The organism is Pseudomonas sp. OG7 (assembly GCF_014192825.1).
GTDB lineage: Bacteria > Pseudomonadota > Gammaproteobacteria > Pseudomonadales > Pseudomonadaceae > Aquipseudomonas > Aquipseudomonas monteilii.
The window spans coordinates 650,384-670,195 of record NZ_JACHYK010000001.1 but is presented as its reverse complement, the minus strand read 5'-3'; the positions used below and the strand labels follow the sequence as shown (position 1 = coordinate 670,195).

Below are 19,812 nucleotides of genomic sequence, written 5' to 3'. Positions count from 1 at the left end.
ACTTACTGTTTATAGTGTTTGGCCAGTGCCACGCACCAGGCCTCGCCGCGAGCCCCCTGCGGCGAAAGGATCAGCGAGCGTCCGCCCGCTTGGGGGCTTATGGTAATGGTCAGGTCAGGCTTTGGCAAAACGCCCGCACCCTTTTGTGGCCACTCGAACAGGCACAGCGGGTCGCCCTCGAAATAGTCACGAATCCCCATGAACTCCAGCTCCTCCGGATCGACCAGGCGATACAGGTCGAAGTGGAATGCTCGGACCTCACCGATCTCGTAGGGTTCGACCACGGTGAAGGTCGGGCTTTTCACTGCCCCCGTATGGCCCAGGCCGCGGATCAGCCCTCGGGAAAGCGTAGTCTTGCCAGCGCCCAGGTCGCCTTCAAGAAAGATCACGCCGCGACCGCCGGTCACCTCGGCCAGTGCTGCGCCAAATTTGACCGTGGCGTCTTCATCGGCCAGAAACAGGGTTATGCCAGACACGCAGAATGCTCCTCCAACAACGTTCGAATGACCGGCGCCAGATCACTGGCCGCCAGGCCTCTACCTTTTACACCCAGCCGCTCGCCCGCACAGGCGTGCAGCCACACCCCCAGCCCGGCGGCCTGCCAGGCGTCCAGGCCCTGGGCCAGCAACGCCGACAGCACACCGGTCAGCACATCGCCAAAGCCGGCACCGGCCATGGCCGGATGGCCACGCTCGCACAGCATCAACTGCCCGGCAGGGTCGGCCACCAGGGTACCGGCCCCTTTCAGCACGCAGACGCTGTTATACCGTCGCGCCAGCTTGCGCGCAGCACCCGGGCGGTCGGCCTGCACCGCCTCGGTGGAAATGCCCAGCAACCGCGCCGCCTCGCCCGGGTGCGGGGTGAGGATGCTGCCACTGGGCAGGGCCAGTGGGGTACGTGCCAGCAAATTCAGGGCATCGGCGTCCCACACCTGCGGCCGCTCGGCATTGGCCACCGCCGACAGCAAGCTGCGGCCCCATGCCGCCTGCCCCAACCCCGGGCCGACCACCAGCACCGAGGCTCGCTCCAGCACACCCATCAACTGATTGGCCGAACTGACGCCCAGGCACATTACCTCGGGCAAACGCGCCAGGCTGGCCGAGACATGTTCGGGCCGGGTTGCCACGCTGACCAGCCCGGCACCGCACCGCAGCGCGGCTTCGGCGCTGAGCAGCACGGCGCCGCCGGTGCCAAGGTCACCGCCGACCACCAGGACATGGCCAAAGTCGCCCTTATGGGCATGCGCATGCCGGGCCGCCAGGTGCGTGACGGTCACGCTGCTGAGCAGTTGAGGGGCATGGCTGGGGTGTTTAGTCTGCGGCATGGGGTCAAAGGCTCCAATGTCTGGCAGAATTATACGCACCTGAACCCGTATTGCCTTGCCCATCCATGTCCGTCTGTACGCCTGACCTCGCCCAACTGGCCCAATCGATCAAGATTTGGGGCCAAGAACTCGGTTTTGCCCACGTTGGCATCGCCGGGGTCGACCTTGGCGAACACGAACACCACCTGCAACGCTGGCTCGATGCTGGCTACCAGGGCGAGATGGAGTACCTGGGCGCACATGGGAGCAAGCGATCGCACCCCGATCAGCTGATCCCCGGTACCGTGCGCGTGGTGTCGCTGCGCATGGACTACCTGTCCGGCGACACACAGATGGCACAGCGCCTGGCACAGCCTGAAAAAGCCTACATCTCGCGCTATGCGCTGGGCCGGGACTATCACAAACTGGTGCGCAAGCGCGTGCAGTTCCTGGCCGACCGCATCCAGGAGGCCATCGGCCCGTTCGGTTACCGCGCTTTCGTCGACAGCGCCCCGGTGCTGGAAAAGGCCCTGGCCGAACAGGCCGGCCTGGGCTGGATCGGCAAGAATACCCTGCTGCTCAACCGCAAGGCAGGCAGCTACTTCTTCCTCGCCGAGCTGTTTGTCGACCTGCCAATACCGGTGGACGAAGCCACCACCAGCGAACACTGCGGCCGCTGCCAGGCCTGCCTGGACATCTGCCCGACCCAGGCCTTCGTCGGGCCCTATGTGCTGGATGCGCGGCGCTGCATTTCATACCTGACCATCGAACTGAGGGGTGCGATCCCTGTCGAGCTGCGCGCGAAGATGGGCAACCGAGTGTTCGGTTGCGACGATTGCCAGATCGTCTGCCCATGGAACCGCTTTGCCAAACACAGCCAGGAGCAGGACTTCCAGCCACGGCATGGGCTGGAAAATGCCGAGCTGGCGGAAATGTTCCTGTGGGATGAGCGCACCTTCCTGCGCAAGACCGAGGGCGGGCCGTTGCGGCGGGCGGGGTATGAGCGGTTCTTGCGCAACCTGGCGGTGGGGTTGGGCAATGCGCCATCCACCATTCCAGTGATCGAGGCGCTGAAGGCACGGCGTGACGATGAATCGGAGCTGGTGCGCGAGCATGTGGAGTGGGCGCTGGCCCGGCACGGTATTCAATAGCTGGGGCCGCTGTGCGGCCCACGAATTCACTGCTGGTCGTTATAGTGAAACTTGGGCATTTCCCAGTGGAAACGAATCGCCAGCAAGCGCACCAGGAACCCGCCAAACAACGTCAGCAGCATCGCCTGCTCTGCCGGCACCTTGAAATACACACACCCCAGGTAGAACCACGCCGCCGCGAACGACACGCTGGCATAGAGCTCGCGCCGGAACACCAGCGGGATGTCGTTACAGAAGATATCCCGCAAGATGCCGCCAAACACCCCGGTGATCACCCCGCTGATCGACGCCACCAGCATGCCCTGCCCCATCTCCAGCGCGGTCATGCAGCCAATCAGGGTAAAGGCCACCAGCCCCAGTGCATCGAGCACCAGAAACAGCGAGCGCAGGCGGCGCATCATCGGCGCAATGAAGATGGTCAGCAGCGCCGCGAAGCTGGTCAGCACCAGGTATTCCGGGTGTTTCACCCAGGTCAGCGGGTAATGCCCGAGCAGCACGTCGCGCACCGAGCCGCCACCCAGGGCGGTGACGCAGGCGATCAGCACCACGCCGAACCAGTCCATGCCGCGGCGCCCGGCAGACAGCGCGCCAGTCATGGCTTCGGCAGTGATGGCGATGAGGTAGAGCATCAACAACATGGTGCGTGTCCGTGCGAGAAAGGCGCGCAGTCTAACCAGTTGCTCGAAGCACCAAAAGGGGGCGCAGATACAATATCTGCGCCGTTTCAGCTCACACCTTGATGAAGTGTTCGCGGTAGTGGCGCAGCTCGGCGATCGATTCGCGAATGTCGTCGAGCGCGAGGTGGGTGTTGCCCTTCTTGAAGCTGTCACGCACATTCGGCGCCCAGCGCGCGGCCAGCTCCTTCAGGGTGGAGACATCCAGGTTGCGGTAGTGGAAGTAGTTTTCCAGGTTGCGCATGTGGCGATAGAGGAAGCGGCGGTCCTGGCAGATGCTGTTGCCGCAGATGGGCGACTTGCCCTTGGGCACCCACTGTTCGAGGAAGGCGATGGTCTGCGCCTCGGCTTCAGCCATGCTGACCTTGCTCTCGCGCACGCGCTGGGTCAGGCCCGAAGCACCGTGGGTGCGGGTGTTCCATTCGTCCATGCGCGCCAGCACTTCGTCACTGTGGTGGATAGCGATCACCGGCCCTTCGGCCAGGGTGTTCAGCTCACTGTCGGTGACGATGGTGGCCATCTCTATGATGACGTCGCTGTCCGGATCCAGGCCGGTCATTTCCAGGTCGATCCAGATCAGGTTCTGTGGGTTTTGCATGCAGGGGCTCCTCGTATAGGCCGTCATAGTAGCCTAGTGGCCAGGGCGCGCCCATTCACTGCACAAAGGTAAGCGGAAAAGTCCAACGCCTGGCGTGCTAAACTGCCTGCCGTTTTCAATGCCCCTCGCCGGGCCTCTCTCACGGTACCTTCATGGCCAAACGCCAGCTCAATCGCCGCCAGAACTGGCGGATCGAAAAAATCCAGGGCGAGCGCGCCGCTCGCGCCGCCAAACGCGAGCAGCACGTGCTGCAAGAACTGGAAGGCGGCGATCTGGGGCCTGAGCAACTGGGCCTGGTGATCGCGCACTTCGGCGTGCAGGTAGAGGTGGAAGCCCAGGACGGCGAATCCGCAGGCCAGGTGTTCCGCTGCCACCTGCGCGCCAACCTGCCAGCACTGGTCACAGGCGACCGCGTGGTATGGCGTGCGGGCAACCAGGGCATTGGCGTGATCGTGGCGCAGATGCCGCGCAGCACCGAGCTGTGCCGGCCGAACAATCACGGGCAGCTGAAGCCTGTGGCAGCCAACGTCGACCTGATCGTGATCGTGTTCGCCCCGGCCCCGGAGCCCCACCCGAACCTGATTGACCGCTACCTGGTCGCTGCCGAGCACGCGGGGCTGCGCCCGCTGCTGCTGCTGAACAAGGCCGACCTGATCAACGACGAGAACGGCCCTGGCCTGCATGCGTTGCTGGAGGTTTACCGCGAACTGGGCTACCCGCTACTGGAGGTATCGGCACACCACGGTGACGGCATGCAGCGCCTGCAACAGCAGCTCGACGGCCACATCAGCGTATTCGTCGGCCAGTCGGGCGTGGGCAAGTCGTCGCTGGTCAACAGCCTGCTCCCAGACGCCGGCACCCGTGTCGGCGACCTGTCGGAATGGTCTGGCCAGGGCACCCACACCACTACCACGGCACGGCTGTACCACTTCCCTAACGGCGGCGACCTGATCGACTCGCCGGGCATCCGCGAGTTCGGCCTTGGCCATGTCAGCCGCGACGATGTGGAAGATGGCTTCATCGAGTTCCGCGACCTGTTCGGCACCTGCCGCTTCCGCGACTGCAAGCATGACCGCGAACCGGGCTGTGCGCTGCTCAAGGCACTGGACGAAGGGCGCATCAAGCCGCAGCGCATGAACAGCTACCGCTCGATCATTGCCAGCCTGTCACAAGACAGCCATTGAGTTGCAGGCGCGGCCTTGCGCCGCGCCCGGAAGGGCCGAGCAGGCTCACTGCTCTTTGGCCTCATCCATCTTCAGCGTGCCATCTTCAAAGATGTTCAGCTTTTGGCGCAGCTCACGCGGCTGCATTGGCGCTTGTTCAGCTGCCCCTGGTGCAGCCGGCGCCGCAGCCCCTGGCGCAGTACCGCTGGCCGGTGGCGCAGGCTCGGCAGCCGGCGCTTCCGGCGCACCCTGCTCACCCTCGATATTGCGCTGTGCCTTCTTGGTCAGCACGATGATGTCGATGCGGCGGTTGACCGGGTTGAACGGGTCCTTGCGGTCGAACAGCGACGACGAAGCGTAGCCCACCACCCGCGCCACCTGCCCGTCCGGGTAACCACCGGCCACCAGCGCACGGCGTGCGGCGTTGGCACGGTTGGCCGACAGCTCCCAGTTGCCGAATTCGCCAGTGCCGGCATACGGCTTGGCATCGGTGTGGCCGCTGATGCTGATCTTGTTCGGCACCGCCTTGATGGTGTCGGCCATGGCCAGCAGGATATCTTCGAAGTACGGCTGCAGGCGCGCGCTGCCGATGTCGAACATCGGCCGATTCTCGGCATCCATGATCTGGATGCGCAGGCCATCCTGGGTGATCTCGAACAGGATCTGGTCCTTGAACTTCTGCAGTTGCGGGTTCTCTTCCACCTTGTTCTGCAGCTCTTGCAGCAGTAACTCCAGGCGCTCACGCTCGACCTGCTCGGCCATGGTCTCGACCTGGTCTTTGTTCAGCTGGGTCGTGGTTTCGGGCATCGGCTCGGATTTGGCTTCCGGATTGATGGTTTTTTCCGGTGCCAGCTCAGGCGAACCACCCAGGTCGATGACATAAGGCGTGCCGCTTTCCGAAAAGCCGATCGGGTCCTTGAAGTAGCCGGCGATGGCGATCTTCTGCTCCGGCGTGGCCGTGGACATCAACCACAGCACAAGGAAGAACGCCATCATTGCCGTAGCAAAGTCGGCAAAGGCGATTTTCCAGGCGCCACCGTGGTGGCCGCCGCCAAAGCGCTTGACGCGCTTGACGATGATGGGCTGATTGTTCTCCATGACTCAGCGACCGCGAACCGCTTGTTCCAGCTCGGAGAAGCTTGGGCGGTGCTTGGGGTACAGCACCTTGCGCCCGAACTCGACCGCCAGCGAAGGTGGCATGCCCGAGGCCGAGGCAACCAGCGAAGCCTTGATCGATTCGTAAAGGTTCAGCTCTTCCTTGGCATCGTGCTCCAGGCACTTGGCCAACGGGCCAAAGAAGCCGTACGCCGCCAGAATACCGAAGAAGGTACCGACCAATGCCGCACCTACGTGCATGCCGATAGCCGCCTGGTCACCCTCGCCCAGCGAGGCCATGGTCACCACGATCCCCAGTACTGCCGCGACGATACCGAAGCCAGGCATGCCGTCGGCGATACCGGTCACCGCATGGGACGGGTGCTCCAGCTCTTCCTTCATGCTCAGCAGCTCCATGTCGAACAGGCCTTCCAGCTCGTGCGGGGCCATGTTGCCGGTGGACATGATGCGCAGGTAGTCGCAGACGAACGCGGTCATGCGCTCGTCGGCCAGCACCGTCGGGTACTTGGCGAAAATCGGGCTGGCTGCTGCGTCCTCGATGTCGGCCTCGATGGCCATCATGCCTTCGCGACGGCTCTTGTTGAGGATCTCGTACACCAGGCCCAGCACCTCCAGGTAGTAGGCGTGGGTGAAGCGCGAGCCGAACATCTTCATCGACTTCTTGATGACGTGCATGGTCATGTGGCCAGGGTTGGCCTGCAGGAATGCACCAAAGGCCGCTCCGCCAATGATCAGTACTTCGAACGGCTGGATCAGCGCCGCGATCTTGCCGTGGGAGAGCACGTACCCGCCGAGCACGCTCGCGAATACGACGATGATGCCGATAATTTTAGCCATAGGTTCAAAGCACTTGCTGTCGTGGTCAGGGGAAGAGACGGGAGCTTTAAAACTCTTCTTCTACTTATCGGCAGAACTGCGCCAGACTATAGCCACTCAATGCGAAAAGCCAGTTCGGACTGATGTCAAAATGCCAATTGAAACCAAGGTGCCCGCTCAGGCCCCACGTACGCTAGAGGCCTGGGTAAAGCTGCTAGAGAGTGTTCGCATCCCCGTGCCGAAGCACAGCTACGACCGGGTCATGGCTGCCATCCACGATAGCCGCCGCTCGCTGCGCGATATCGCCGAACTGATGCAGGATAGCCCGGCACTGGTGCTGTCGGTGATGCGCGAAGCCAATCACCCCACCAATGCCAGCCAGGCAGAGCCTGCCGAAAGCCTGGAAGTCGCCCTTAATCGCCTGGGCCTGGAGCGCAGTGAACAACTGCTCAAGCGCCTGCCCTCGGTGCCCGTTGAAGAAATCCCGCCCGTACTCAGCCAGTTCCAGCTGATCAGCCAGCACGCCTCGCAACAAGCCAGCGGCCTGTTCGCCAGCCGCCTGGCACGGCTGTGGCAGGAGATTCACTGGGGCAGCCTGCTGTTCCTGTCGCCACTCTGGCCGCTGGCGTTGGCCTACCCCAAACTGCTCGACACCTGGGAGCTACGGGTTATCCACAAGGGCGAAGACGCCGCCCATGTGGAGGAAGAACTGTTTGGCGTACGGATCATGGCGCTGTGCCAGACCATGGCCGAGTACTGGCGCCTGCCGCAGTGGGTAACCCAAGGTTACCGCCTGCTGCTGGAAGAGCGCGAGCAACTGGCTCAGGTGCTGAGTATCGCCCGCGACGAAGACCTGCTCAGCCAGCAACACCGCCTGGACGCCGAGCCCGGCCTGCGCCGCTGGTTCAACCAACCGGCCAACACCGTGCTGCTGGCCAACAACCTGGCCCTGGCCGCGCAAGTTGGCTGGGACAACCCGCACCTGCTGCGCTGGCAGCTACTGACTGCGCTGTACCTGCAAACCTCGCTGGAAGATGTGCAGCAGCAAGTGCACCAACAGGCCGCCGCCAGTGCCCGCCGCCACGCCCGGCACGCGTTGTTCCACCCGGCAGAGGCGTTGATCTGGCCCTGGCACCAGCGCCGCCCGCACCCGGACATGCTCGCCCCGCCACCGCCCAGCAGCGACGACCTGGCACGCTGGCGCAAGCTGTGCCAGCACCTGCTGGCCCAGCCTAGCCCGTTCACCAACACCGTACACTTGGCCACCCAGGCCCTCGAAGCCCTGCAGGCCTGCGGCATGCAACGCATCCTGCTGCTGAGCCTGGACAAAGCCAGCGACTACCTGCGCGTGCAGCAACTTGCCGGTCTGCCCAAGGAGGCTGGCACCATGGCCCTCCAAGTGTCGCAGAACAAACTGCTGCAAAAGCTGCTGGCCCAGGCAGGGCAATTGCGCATCACCCCGGAAAACCACGCCCAGTTCTCGGCACTGTTACCCGCGCCCCTGCGTGCACTGTTCCGCAGCGAGCATGTGCTGCTACGCTCGCTGGCGGTGAACGACCAGGTGCTGATGCTGATGGTGGCCGACCAAGGCTGCCGGCCTTTGGCCGACATCAGCGTGCAGGCCTTCGGCAAGACCGCGCAATGTACCGAGCGGGCGCTGTCGGTGTTTGCCAACCGCAAGGGCTGAGCCTTGCGCTACAATCGCCCCTCTTTCCACACTGGAGACCGTGGATGACTGACTTTTCCGGCCTGCCCCTGGTGATCGAAGCCGCGGACCTGCTGCCACGCCTGGATTCGCCCCAGCTGATCCTGGTCGACTTGAGCAGCGCCAACCGCTATGTCAGCGGGCACATCCCCGGCGCACGCTTTGTCGAAGGCAAGCGTACCCAGCTTGGCCAGCCTCCTGCGCCCGGCCTGCTGCCTGCGCTGGGTGACCTGGAAAAACTGTTCAGCGAACTCGGCCACCGCAACGACGCCGTGTATGTGGTGTATGACGATGAAGGCGGCGGCTGGGCCGGGCGTTTCATCTGGCTGCTCGACGTGATCGGCCATAAGCATTACCACTACCTCAATGGCGGCATCCAGGCCTGGCCAGCAGACAAGCTGACCACCGAAGTGCCCGCCAACGGCAACACTCCGGTGCACCTGCGTATCGACAACGCGCCCACCGCCACCCGCGAGTACCTGCAAAGCCGCCTGGGCGCCAATGACCTGGTCATCTGGGACGCGCGCGGCCCGCAGGAATTCAACGGCGAGAAAGTGCTGGCTGCCAAGGGTGGCCATATCCCCGGCGCGATCAACTTCGAGTGGACCGCCGGCATGGATCTCAACGACCACCTGCGCATTCGCAAGGACATCAAAGAAGTCCTCGAGCAGTTGGGCATCACCGCTGACAAGGAAGTGATCACCCACTGCCAGACCCATCGCCGCTCCGGTTTCACTTATCTGGTGGCCAAGGCCCTCGGCTATCCACGCGTCAAGGCCTATGCCGGCTCGTGGAGCGAATGGGGCAACCACCCGGACACGCCTGTAGAAGTTTAAGGAACCTGCATGAAATCCCGTCTGTTCATCATCAGCCAGTACCTGCTGCCGCACCACCTGCTGTCGCGGTTGGCCGGCTGCGTTGCCGAGTGCCGCGCGCGCTGGTTCAAGAACGCCTTCACCGCCTGGTTCGCCAAGCGCTACCAGGTCAACATGTCCGAAGCCCTGGTCGAGGACTTGAGCGCCTACGAGCACTTCAATGCGTTCTTCACCCGCGCCCTGAAACCGGGTGCGCGCCCGCTGGACGAAACGCCAGGTGCCATCCTGTGCCCGGCCGACGGTGCTGTGAGCCAGCTCGGCCCGATTGAGCACGGTCGCATCTTCCAAGCCAAGGGCCACGGTTTCAGCGCGCAAGAGCTGCTGGGCGGCGATCCGGCCATGGCCGCGCCGTTCATGGGCGGCGAGTTCGCCACCATCTACCTGTCGCCCAAGGATTACCACCGCGTGCACATGCCGCTGGCAGGGACCCTGCGCGAAATGGTCTACGTGCCGGGCCGCCTGTTCTCGGTCAACCAGACCACCGCAGAGAACGTTCCCGAGCTGTTCGCCCGCAACGAGCGCGTGGTCTGCCTGTTCGACACCGAACGCGGGCCGATGGCCGTGGTGTTGGTGGGTGCAATGATCGTGGCCTCGATCGAGACCGTGTGGGCCGGGCTGGTGACGCCACCCAAGCGTGAACTGAAGACTTTCCGTTACGACGAAACCAGTCGTGCGCCGATCCACCTGGAGAAAGGTGCAGAGCTGGGCCGCTTCAAGCTGGGCTCGACCGCCATCGTGCTGTTCGGACCAGAGCAGGTGAAATGGGCTGAAAACCTGGGCGCTGGTTCCGCAGTGCGCATGGGGCAACTGTTGGCAGAGCCTGCACAGGCTTGATTCAAGCCGCATGAAAAAGGCCCTGCATGAGCAGGGCCTTTTTATTGGGGCTTTGCAGCCCCAGACTGCCAGGTCAGCCGCGGGCGTCGCGGTCGCGCAGGCCCAGCAGGTACAGCACACCATCCAGCCCCAGGGTAGAAATGGCCTGCTTGGCCGACTGGCGCACCAGCGGCTTGGCGCGAAACGCTACGCCCAACCCGGCCAGCGACAGCATCGGCAGGTCGTTGGCACCGTCACCCACGGCAATGGTCTGCTCCAGCTGCAAACCTTCTTCACTGGCCAGCTTCTGCAGCAGCTCGGCCTTGCGCTGGGCATCGACGATCGGCTCGACCGCCACGCCGGTCACCTTGCCGTCGACCACTTCCAGTTCGTTCGCGAATACGTAGTCGATACCCAGTCGCGCCTGCACCTGGCGGGCAAAGTAGGTAAAGCCACCTGACAAAATCGCAGTCTTGTAACCCAGGCGCTTGAGTTCGGCGAACAGGTTTTCGGCGCCCTCGGTCAGGCGCAGCGAAGCCCCGATTTCGTCCAGCACGCCCACATCCAGGCCCTTGAGCAGCGCCATACGCTCCTTGAAGCTGGCGCGGAAGTCCAGCTCGCCGCGCATGGCACGCTCGGTGATGGCCGCCACCTGCTCACCCACGCCGGCCGCCTTGGCCAACTCATCGATGACTTCGGCCTCGATCAGTGTGGAGTCCATGTCGAACACCGCCAGACGGCGGTTGCGACGGAACAGGTCGTCCTTCTGGAAGGCGATGTCGACGCTCAGCGCTTCAGCCAGGGCGAAGAAGTCAGCCCGCAGGGCCTGGGCGTCGCTCGGCACGCCGCGCACGGAAATCTCGATGGCCGCCTTGCCCTTTTCGGTTTCGGCGTCCAGCGCTACCCGGGCCGACAGGCGTTCGATGCGCTCGATGGTCAGGCCGTACTGGCTGATCACCGCACTCACACGCTGCAATTGCTCGGGGGTGATCTTGCGGCTGAGCAGGGTCACGATGTGGCGCGCTTCACCCTGGCCGTCGGCCCAGTGCTGGTAGTCTGCCTCGGAAATCGGCGTGTAGCGGGCCTGCAAATTCAGCTCGTGAGCCTTGGCCTGCACGCTTTGCAGCAGCGCGGTAGCCACTTCGTTGTCCGGGATATCGACCAGAATGCCGAACGACAAGGTGCCGTGCATGACCGCCAGGCCGATGTCGAGGATGCTCACACCGCCCTGCAGCAGGACGCCGGTGATAGCCGCAGTGAGACCGGGACGGTCCTCACCGGTGATGTTGATCAGGACGATTTCGCGCACAACCTGGCTCCGACTTCGATGAAAAATGCGCATTCTACCGATTTTCCGTGACCATCGGGCGCCAACGATACTTTGCCGACAAAACCCGGGTCGCTATACTCCCCCCACTTTCATGCCATTAAGAGCCGAGCTCAGTGAACCGGCCCACGCCCGTCAAACCAGACAACTTCTTCCTGATGATCTATCGTGCCCTGAGTCAACGTCGCGTGCCGCTGGCACTGCGGATCGCCTGCACCAACATCTTCCTGGTGGCGCTGGCGCTGGTGATCTATGCCTGCGTCATGGGCCTGCAGTTCAAGCAGGCCATGCATGAGCAGGCCGATGCCCTGGGCCAGAGCCTGACCACCCAGACGGCCACGTCGGCAACCGAGCTGCTGGTGTCAAACGACATCCTCAGCCTCAACGTGCTGCTGGGTAACCTGGTTAAAAACCCACTGGTGGCCCATGCGGCGATCTACAGTGTGGACAACCGCATCCTCGCCGAAGCCGGCCAGCGCCCGCGCAACAGCCTGCTGGGTGAGGCCGAGGGCTTGTACCAGACCAAGATCACCTTCCAGGACGTCACTGCCGGGCAACTGCGCATAAGCCTGGACATGAGCCAGTTCCAGCAGCCGATGCTGATCAGCCTGCAGAGCATGGGCATCCTTGCCGCTATCCTGCTGGTGCTCGCCTTGACCCTGAGCCTGCGCCAGGGCCGTTTCATTACCCTGCCGCTGCTGCAGTTGCGGGTATGGCTGCGCGACCCGCAACCCTACACCCCGGCCACCGACCGTCAGGACGAGATCGGCGATATCGCCCGCCAGCTGCATGCGCGCCTGGCCCCGCCGCCACCGCCAGAGCCCGAGCTGGAGGAAGAGGACGACGCGCAATACGACGACCTGCACGAGGCTTCACCGCCCCCCAAGGCCGCACCACGCGCCAAGGTTGCCGCGGTGGAAGACGAGGATGACGACGATGCCTTCGCCGGCCTGCTGGACGACGACAGTGCGCCCAAGGCCGCTGCAGTGGTTGAGTCTGACGAACCGCAGTACAGCGCCGTACTTGCCGTGCAACTGGGCTCGCAGGAGCAGTTGCGCCGCTTGCCACGCACACGCCTCACCGAGCTGACCGAACGCTACCGCGATTGCCTGGAGCACGCGGCTTCGCTCTACGACGGTGAAACCCACACGCTGAACGATGGCAGCACCCTGGTGCTGTTCCACAGCCGCGAGTGCGGCGAAGACTACCTGACCAATGCCATCTGCTGCGGCGAGCTGTTGCGCGCCCTGGGCCACGCCCTGCAGATTGAAGTGGCCGACAGCGGCATCACCCTGCAGCTACAGCTGGGCCTGGCCTTGGGCAACGACCTGCAAGGGCTGGAGATGGTGGACCTGCTCATGGCCGAAAAGGCCCAGGATGCCTTGGCGCTGTCGCAGCACAGCCGCAACCTGTTGCTGGTGGAGCGGCAAATCAGCGATGACGCGCTGATTCGCCAGCGTGCGCGTATTCGCCCGATTGCCAGCCCTGAGGGTGCCTGCTGCGTGGAGCGCCTGATGGAGCCTTACCCGTCGATGCTGGAACGGCAGTTGGCGCGGATGCACGAGCGCAGGGCCTGATAGTTACCCCTGTGGGAGCGGGCACGCCCGCTCCCACAAAGTCCGCCTCTAGCCTGCAGCCACAAAAAAGCCCGCATCATCGCGGGCTTTTTTGTGGCTGGCAGTTCAATCAGAACCGATAGACTTCCATATCGGTACGAATCGGCGAAGCCATCGGGATCTTGGACTTCTCCGGCGCCTTCTTCACTTGCACCGGCGCTGCGGGCTTTTTAGGCGACTCTTCGGCAATTGCCGGCTGGTTGGCCAATGGCTTCACCGCCGTGCTCAGCTGCTCAGCCAGCTTCTGCAGCAGTTGGCCCTGGGCCTGCACCTGCGACGACTCGCTACCCTCGTGCGGCTGCTCAAGGTGAATGATGCGGTTGTCACGCACATGGCCACGGCGGTCCAGCAGACGCCATTGGGCATCGAGAATGGCCGGCTGGTCTTTACCCGAGTCCAGGCGGGTGATCGACAACAGCACTTGTACATCCGGGCTGAAACCAGCGGTTGCCGGAGCCAACACCACACGCTGGCTGTCCAGGCGCCAGGCAAGCTGACGCACCAGCAGTTGGTCGATATCCGACGAAAGGCTGCCCGCCCAGCGACCGTCGGTCGCTGCGCTCAGGCTGCCATCGGCTTGACGTTGCAGGAACGTCTCGCGCTGCAAGTAATCGGCAACCGATACCGGGCCGAGTACCACGGCCATGCCTGCACTTTGCGAAGGCTGGCCAGGATCACCACTGTCGAGCTGGTACAGGGCAACCGGCTGATGCATGGTGCACCCGCCAAGGCCCAGCAGGCCAGTCATCAACAGCGCAAATGGAAGGCGCAGAAATTTCATCATCCCATCCAGGCGGTCGCCTTCAGGCACACCGCAGTGATACATATAGATTCAAACGGGCACACGACTACGTCGGCACCGCAAGGGCCATATCATCCGCGAAATAACCGTCCGACTCCAGCATTTCTGCCCGGAACGGCGCTGAAATTGCCGTTCCAGACATTTCTACCGGTTAAGCCGGTACTTCCACCTGCAACCCATCGACGCGCTGGAAGCCGCGTGGCAGCTTGCTGCCCCGCCGTCCGCGCTCGCCCTTGTAATGCTCCAGGTCGTCCGCTTTCAGAGATAGGGTACGCTTGCCGGCTTGCAATACAAGTGTTGCACCTTCGGGAATCACGGCCAGATCGGTGACAAATTCTTCACGGCTGGCCACCCGGTCGCCCGGCACGCCAATGATCTTGTTGCCCTTGCCTTTACCCAGCTGCGGCAAGTCGCTGACCTTGAATACCAACAAGCGGCCCTCGGTGGTGACTGCCGCCAGCCAGTCCTGCTCGCGGTCGGCCACCGGGCGCGGGGTCATGACCTTGGCGCCGTTGGGCAGGCTGAGCAAGCCCTTACCGGCCTTGTTCTTGGCCTGCAGGTCTTCGCCCTTGACCACAAAGCCGTAACCGGCATCCGATGCCACCACATAAAGTGCATCGTCATCAGGCAGCAGCACGCATTCGAAGGTCGCCCCCGGTGGCGGCGTCAGGCGGCCCGTCAACGGCTCGCCCTGGCCACGCGCCGATGGCAGGCTGTGAGCGGCCAGCGAGTAGCTGCGGCCGGTGGAGTCGATCAGCACGGCAAACTGGTTGGAGCGCCCGGCCGCAGCGGCCTTGAAACCGTCGCCAGCCTTGTAGGAAAGGCCGGTAGCGTCGATATCGTGGCCTTTGGCACAACGCACCCAGCCCTTCTCGGACAGCACCACGGTAACCGGCTCGGTCGGCATCAGTTCGTTTTCAGACAGTGCCTTGGCTTCGGCGCGCTCGACAATCGGCGAGCGGCGGTCGTCGCCGTAGGTTTCGGCATCCTTGATCAGTTCGCTACGCACCAGCTTGCGCAGTTTGGCCTCGCTACCCAGCAAGGCCTGCAGCTTGGCTTGCTCCTTCAGCAGCTCGTCCTGCTCGCCGCGGATCTTCATCTCTTCAAGGCGTGCCAGCTGTCGCAGGCGGGTCTCGAGGATGTAGTCAGCCTGAATCTCGGTCAGCTCAAAGCGCTCGATCAGCGCCTGCTTGGGGTGCTCTTCGGTACGGATGATATGGATCACTTCATCCAGGTTGAGGAACGCGGTGAGCAAACCGTCCAACAGGTGCAGACGCTTCTCGACCTTGTCCAGGCGGTGCTGCAAGCGGCGGCGAACCGTGTTGGTACGGAACTCCAGCCACTCCACCAGGATGGCACGCAGGTTCTTCAACTGCGGCCGACCGTCGAGGCCGATGATGTTCACGTTCACCCGGTAGCTGCTTTCCAGGTCGGTGGTGGCGAACAGGTGCTGCATCAGCTCGTCGGCATCCACGCGGTTGGAACGCGGAATGATGACGATACGGCACGGGTTCTCGTGGTCCGACTCGTCACGCAGGTCGGCGACCATCGGCAGCTTCTTGGCCTGCATCTGCGCGGCGATCTGCTCCAGCACCTTGGCCCCGGAAACCTGATGCGGCAGCGCGGTGACGACGATATCGCCATCTTCGACGCGGTACACGGCACGCATGCGGATCGAGCCACGGCCGCTCTCGTACATTTTGAGGATTTCCGCCCGAGGCGTGACAATCTCGGCCTCTGTCGGGTAGTCCGGCCCCTGAATGTGCTCGCACAACTGCTCGATGGTGGCCTTTGGCTCGTCGAGCAGGCGCACACAGGCGCTGGCCACTTCACGCAGGTTGTGCGGCGGTACGTCGGTGGCCATGCCCACGGCGATACCGGTGGTGCCGTTGAGCAGGATGTTGGGCAGGCGCGCGGGCAGCACGGCCGGCTCCTGCAGGGTGCCGTCAAAGTTCGGCACCCAGTCGACGGTACCCTGGCCGACTTCGCTAAGCAGCACTTCGGCGTAGCGCGACAAGCGCGCCTCGGTGTAACGCATGGCGGCGAACGACTTCGGATCGTCCGGCGCACCCCAGTTGCCCTGGCCGTCGACCAGGGTGTAGCGGTAGCTGAACGGCTGCGCCATCAGCACCATGGCCTCGTAGCAGGCCGAGTCGCCGTGGGGGTGAAACTTACCGAGCACGTCACCGACGGTACGCGCCGACTTCTTGTGCTTGGCATCGGCATCAAGCCCCAACTCGCTCATGGCGTAGACGATGCGTCGCTGCACCGGCTTCAAGCCGTCGCCGATATGCGGCAAGGCGCGGTCCATGATCACGTACATGGAATAGTTGAGGTAGGCCTGTTCGGTGAAGTCAGCCAGCGAGCGGCGTTCTACGCCGTCCAGGCTGAGTTCCAGTGAGTCGCTCATGCGGGCCTCGTCATTTCAGGTTCTGGCGCAGTAGCATGGTGCCGCCGCGCTGGGTAAATTCAAGTTGTTTCAGGGCACTCATGCCCAGCAATACAGTTGGCCCGTCCAGGCCTGGCACCACGATTGCGCGTACGCCCTGCAGGCGGATGTCGCCCAGTTGCAGGCTGGCCAGGCGTGTGCGGTAGCCCTCGGTGCGTCCGTTGGCGGTGCTGAGCAGGACCGGGCTGCCCCGCTCCAGGTTCAGGTCCCGGGCCAATGCCTCGGGGATGGCCACGTCGGTAGCGCCGGTGTCGAGCATGAAATGCACCACCTGGCCGTTGATGGCGCCATCCACCACGAAGTGGCCCTGGCCGTTGCTCAGCAGGCGTACCTCGATAAAACCTTCGCCATGCTCGGACTGCACCTGGGTATTGGGGTTACGCTGGCTGTCTTCCCACTGGCCGAAAAAACGCGTAGCAAGAAACAGTGCCGCCGCCCAGGCGACAACCATCAGCACCCTGCCCGCGCGCTTGCCCGGCGTCTGGCTCATGGCTTGGCGCTCCAGCCGCCTTCCGGCGCATCGAAGCGCCAGACGATCGGGCGGGTTTCGCCATCGGCACGGGCACCGTTGTTGTTGTCCAGGCCAATCCAAGCGCCCTTGGCATCGATTACCAGCGCTTCAGCCAGTCCGAACGGTTGTGCGTAGCGGCGCGACTCCACCAGGGCATCTGCTGCAAACGACCAGCAGCGCTCGACCTTGCCGCTATCGACATCACGCCGGCACACCCGGTAGGCGTTGCGTTCGAGCGTAAACAGCTTGCCCTCGAACCAGGCCAGGTCGGAAAAATCACGCGAAAGCGCTCGGGCATCGGGCATTTGCGCCGGCTGCATCTCGACCCCGGCCTCGCTCAACAGCACACAGCTGCGCCCGCAAGTCCATACCGATTGCTGGCGTTCGATGGCTACCAGGCCACGCCGTTCGCGCTCGGCGGCCAGCCACAGGCGGTCGCCCGCCGGGTTGATCGCCAGGCCTTCGAACAGTGCATTGAAGTTCAGCAGCATGCCGCTGGCGCGGGCCTGGCGGACCATGGCCGGGTCGATCTTCAACCAGTCCGGTTCGCCGTCAACGGGTAACTGCAACACGGCGGCATGGGCTTCACTGGCCAGGTAGAGGTTACCCGCCTGATCACAGGTGATGCCCTCGAAGTCCAGCTCGCCTCCGCGAATGTACGACGCCGCCCAGTTGCGCGACTTCAGGCCCCACGGCAGCCCGCTTTCCGGTGGCGATGGCGGGGTAAAGGTCAGCGGTTGCGCGCGCCAGGTCGGGTTTTGCTGGTCAAAGCGGTAGATACGGTCGTCGTCGCGATCGGACACGCCCCACAGCCCGCCCCGGCATTCCACCAGGCCCGAAAGGTTGCCACCGCGCATGCCGTCGATCGGGTGTTCGGCACTGAGCTTCAGCTCGGGCCAGTTGCCCGCCAGGCTCGGCAGGGCAACCAGCGCAAGGCAAACGGCAAGAAACTGCCGAATCAAACCATGACCTCGGCCAGGTTGCCTTTGGTTTCCAGCCAGCTCTTGCGGTCGCCGGCGCGCTTCTTGGCCAGCAGCTTGTCCATCAGCTCGCAGGTGGCCTGCACGTCATCCAGGGTCAACTGCACCAGGCGCCGGGTGTTCGGGTCCATGGTGGTTTCGCGCAGCTGTGGCGGGTTCATCTCGCCCAGGCCCTTGAACCGGGTGACCTGCGGCTTGCCGCGCTTCTTCTCGGCCACCAGGCGATCGAGGATGCCGTCACGCTCGGCTTCGTCGAGGGCGTAGTAGATTTCCTTGCCCAGGTCGATGCGGTACAGCGGCGGCATGGCCACATACACGTGCCCGGCCTCGACCAGCGCCCGGAAGTGCTGAACGAACAGCGCGCACAGCAACGTGGCAATGTGCAGGCCGTCAGAGTCGGCGTCGGCGAGGATGCAGATTTTGCCGTAGCGCAGCTGCGCAAGGTCGGTGGCACCGGGGTCAACGCCAATGGCCACGGCAATGTTATGCACTTCCTGGCTGGCCAGGACTTCGCCACCGTCCACTTCCCAGGTGTTGAGGATCTTGCCGCGCAGCGGCAGGATCGCCTGGAACTCCTTGTCCCGCGCCTGCTTGGCCGAGCCACCGGCCGAGTCACCCTCGACCAGGAACAGCTCTGCACGCATCGGGTCCTGGCCGGCACAATCGGCCAGCTTGCCGGGCAATGCCGGGCCCTGAGTGATGCGCTTGCGCTCGACCTTCTTGCTGGCCTTGAGGCGGCGTCCGGCGTTGCTGATGGCCAGCTCGGCCAGCTGCATGCCCAGCTCGGGGTGGGCGTTGAGCCACAGGCTGAAGGCGTCCTTGACCACGCCGGAAACGAACGCTGCCGCTTCACGCGAAGACAGGCGCTCTTTGGTCTGCCCGGAGAACTGCGGGTCTTGCATCTTCATCGACAGCACAAAGGTGATGCGTTCCCAGACGTCTTCCGGTGCCAGCTTCACCCCACGCGGCAGCAGGTTGCGGAACTCGCAGAACTCGCGCATGGCATCCAGCAGCCCCTGGCGCAGGCCGTTGACGTGGGTACCGCCCTGGGCGGTCGGAATCAGGTTGACATAGCTTTCCTGGATGCTGTCGCCGCCCTCCGGCAACCACAGCAAGGCCCAGTCAACGGCTTCCTTGTTACCGGCCAGGCTACCGCAGAACGGCTCGTCGGGCAGGCGCTGGAACTCGTTGACCGAATCGACCAGGTAAGAGCGCAAGCCGTCCTCATAGTGCCACTCGACCTTTTCGCCGCTGGCCTTGTCCTCGAAGCTGACCAGCAGGCCCGGGCACAGCACGGCCTTGGCCTTGAGCACATGCTTGAGGCGGCTGATGGAGAACTTGGGGGAGTCGAAGTACTTCGGGTCGGGGCTGAAGTAGACGCTGGTGCCGGTGTTGCGCTTGCCGACCGAGCCGACCACTTCCAGCTCGCTGGCCTTGAAGCCATCGGCAAAGGTCATCTGGTATTCGTTGCCGTCGCGCTTGACGCGCACACGCACCTGGGTCGACAGGGCATTGACCACCGAAATACCGACACCGTGCAAACCACCGGAGAACTGGTAGTTCTTGTTGGAGAACTTGCCGCCGGCGTGCAGCTTGGTGAGGATCAGCTCGACCCCGGACACCCCCTCTTCCGGGTGGATGTCCACGGGCATGCCGCGGCCATCGTCGCTAACTTCCAGCGAGTGGTCGGCATGCAGGATGACCTGCACCGAACGGGCGTGGCCAGCCAGGGCTTCGTCGACGCTGTTGTCGATGACTTCCTGGGCCAGGTGATTGGGGCGGCTGGTATCGGTGTACATGCCCGGCCGCTTGCGGACCGGGTCAAGGCCCGAGAGGACTTCGATGGCGTCTGCGTTATAGGCGCTAGCGCTGGGATTGGCCATAGGGTCTCTTCGTCAGTCTGGTGAATGCAA

The 19,812-nt window shown here is 63.7% G+C and carries 18 protein-coding genes; 6 read left to right on the top strand and 12 right to left on the bottom strand.

The window, feature by feature from the left end:
- Positions 1 to 2: 2 nt before the first annotated feature.
- Entirely contained in the window at positions 3 to 476 is a 474-nt protein-coding gene (gene tsaE, locus FHW75_RS03080; RefSeq protein WP_016712323.1) for a tRNA (adenosine(37)-N6)-threonylcarbamoyltransferase complex ATPase subunit type 1 TsaE, read from the bottom strand.
- Positions 464 to 1,324 carry an NAD(P)H-hydrate dehydratase gene (locus FHW75_RS03075; protein WP_025752418.1) on the bottom strand — a complete coding sequence of 287 codons (861 nt, stop codon included), beginning with the start codon at positions 1,322 to 1,324 and terminating at the stop codon, positions 464 to 466. The genes tsaE and FHW75_RS03075 overlap by 13 nt, the downstream gene beginning before the upstream one ends.
- 65 nt (positions 1,325 to 1,389) lie before the next feature.
- On the opposite strand from FHW75_RS03075, the gene queG reads away from it, so the two are divergent.
- Positions 1,390 to 2,454 (top strand): tRNA epoxyqueuosine(34) reductase QueG, encoded by a 1,065-nt coding sequence (gene queG, locus FHW75_RS03070; protein WP_016712325.1) that lies wholly within the window; start codon positions 1,390 to 1,392, stop codon positions 2,452 to 2,454.
- A gap of 26 nt (positions 2,455 to 2,480) precedes the next feature.
- Here the strand turns inward: queG and FHW75_RS03065 are convergent, their stop codons facing one another.
- Positions 2,481 to 3,092, bottom strand: a complete 612-nt coding sequence (locus FHW75_RS03065) for a trimeric intracellular cation channel family protein (protein ID WP_003249516.1) — start codon at positions 3,090 to 3,092, stop codon at positions 2,481 to 2,483.
- 91 nt (positions 3,093 to 3,183) lie between these two features.
- On the bottom strand, positions 3,184 to 3,726 hold the full coding sequence (gene orn / locus FHW75_RS03060) for an oligoribonuclease (protein WP_016712326.1): 543 nt from the start codon (positions 3,724 to 3,726) through the stop codon (positions 3,184 to 3,186).
- Positions 3,727 to 3,878: 152 nt separating this feature from the next.
- Between orn and rsgA the strand changes: the two genes are divergently transcribed.
- Positions 3,879 to 4,910 (top strand): small ribosomal subunit biogenesis GTPase RsgA, encoded by a 1,032-nt coding sequence (gene rsgA, locus FHW75_RS03055; RefSeq protein ID WP_019098047.1) that lies wholly within the window; start codon positions 3,879 to 3,881, stop codon positions 4,908 to 4,910.
- A gap of 45 nt (positions 4,911 to 4,955) precedes the next feature.
- Here rsgA and motB read toward each other — a convergent pair whose 3' ends face one another.
- Both motB and motA read right to left on the bottom strand, forming a co-directional pair.
- The gene (gene motB, locus FHW75_RS03050) at positions 4,956 to 5,987 is read right to left on the bottom strand and encodes a flagellar motor protein MotB (RefSeq protein ID WP_025752412.1); all 1,032 of its coding nucleotides are present in this window, start codon (positions 5,985 to 5,987) and stop codon (positions 4,956 to 4,958) included.
- A gap of 3 nt (positions 5,988 to 5,990) precedes the next feature.
- Positions 5,991 to 6,842 (bottom strand): flagellar motor stator protein MotA, encoded by an 852-nt coding sequence (motA, locus tag FHW75_RS03045; protein ID WP_016712329.1) that lies wholly within the window; start codon positions 6,840 to 6,842, stop codon positions 5,991 to 5,993.
- 130 nt (positions 6,843 to 6,972) lie between these two features.
- Between motA and FHW75_RS03040 the strand changes: the two genes are divergently transcribed.
- Genes FHW75_RS03040 through asd form a run of 3 tightly spaced genes read left to right on the top strand, consistent with a single transcriptional unit; the run spans position 6,973 to position 10,235 of the window.
- The gene (locus FHW75_RS03040; RefSeq protein WP_025752410.1) at positions 6,973 to 8,508 is read left to right on the top strand and encodes an HDOD domain-containing protein; all 1,536 of its coding nucleotides are present in this window, start codon (positions 6,973 to 6,975) and stop codon (positions 8,506 to 8,508) included.
- A 44-nt stretch (positions 8,509 to 8,552) separates the two neighbouring features.
- Positions 8,553 to 9,362, top strand: coding sequence for a rhodanese-like domain-containing protein (locus tag FHW75_RS03035; RefSeq protein ID WP_019097702.1), 810 nt, complete (start codon positions 8,553 to 8,555; stop codon positions 9,360 to 9,362).
- A 9-nt stretch (positions 9,363 to 9,371) separates the two neighbouring features.
- Positions 9,372 to 10,235, top strand: a complete 864-nt coding sequence (asd, locus tag FHW75_RS03030) for an archaetidylserine decarboxylase (protein ID WP_019097701.1) — start codon at positions 9,372 to 9,374, stop codon at positions 10,233 to 10,235.
- A gap of 73 nt (positions 10,236 to 10,308) precedes the next feature.
- On the opposite strand, the gene serB is transcribed toward asd, so the two are convergent.
- Positions 10,309 to 11,523, bottom strand: coding sequence for a phosphoserine phosphatase SerB (gene serB, locus FHW75_RS03025; protein WP_019097700.1), 1,215 nt, complete (start codon positions 11,521 to 11,523; stop codon positions 10,309 to 10,311).
- 134 nt (positions 11,524 to 11,657) lie between these two features.
- On the opposite strand from serB, the gene FHW75_RS03020 reads away from it, so the two are divergent.
- Positions 11,658 to 13,118 (top strand): AhpA/YtjB family protein, encoded by a 1,461-nt coding sequence (locus tag FHW75_RS03020; RefSeq protein WP_019097699.1) that lies wholly within the window; start codon positions 11,658 to 11,660, stop codon positions 13,116 to 13,118.
- Between the two features lie 109 nt (positions 13,119 to 13,227).
- On the opposite strand, the gene FHW75_RS03015 is transcribed toward FHW75_RS03020, so the two are convergent.
- The 5 genes from FHW75_RS03015 to parE form a co-directional block, all read right to left on the bottom strand.
- A complete protein-coding gene (locus FHW75_RS03015; RefSeq protein WP_025752408.1) occupies positions 13,228 to 13,938 on the bottom strand; it encodes a membrane integrity-associated transporter subunit PqiC in 711 nt (236 codons plus the stop codon).
- 172 nt (positions 13,939 to 14,110) lie between these two features.
- Positions 14,111 to 16,369 carry a DNA topoisomerase IV subunit A gene (parC, locus tag FHW75_RS03010; protein ID WP_016712337.1) on the bottom strand — a complete coding sequence of 753 codons (2,259 nt, stop codon included), beginning with the start codon at positions 16,367 to 16,369 and terminating at the stop codon, positions 14,111 to 14,113.
- A gap of 10 nt (positions 16,370 to 16,379) precedes the next feature.
- Positions 16,380 to 16,898, bottom strand: a complete 519-nt coding sequence (locus FHW75_RS03005) for a TIGR02281 family clan AA aspartic protease (protein ID WP_019097697.1) — start codon at positions 16,896 to 16,898, stop codon at positions 16,380 to 16,382.
- The gene (locus FHW75_RS03000; RefSeq protein ID WP_019097696.1) at positions 16,895 to 17,881 is read right to left on the bottom strand and encodes an esterase-like activity of phytase family protein; all 987 of its coding nucleotides are present in this window, start codon (positions 17,879 to 17,881) and stop codon (positions 16,895 to 16,897) included. Before FHW75_RS03000 ends, FHW75_RS03005 begins: the two co-directional genes overlap by 4 nt.
- Positions 17,878 to 19,782, bottom strand: coding sequence for a DNA topoisomerase IV subunit B (parE, locus tag FHW75_RS02995; RefSeq protein WP_016712340.1), 1,905 nt, complete (start codon positions 19,780 to 19,782; stop codon positions 17,878 to 17,880). Before parE ends, FHW75_RS03000 begins: the two co-directional genes overlap by 4 nt.
- Positions 19,783 to 19,812: the final 30 nt, after the last annotated feature.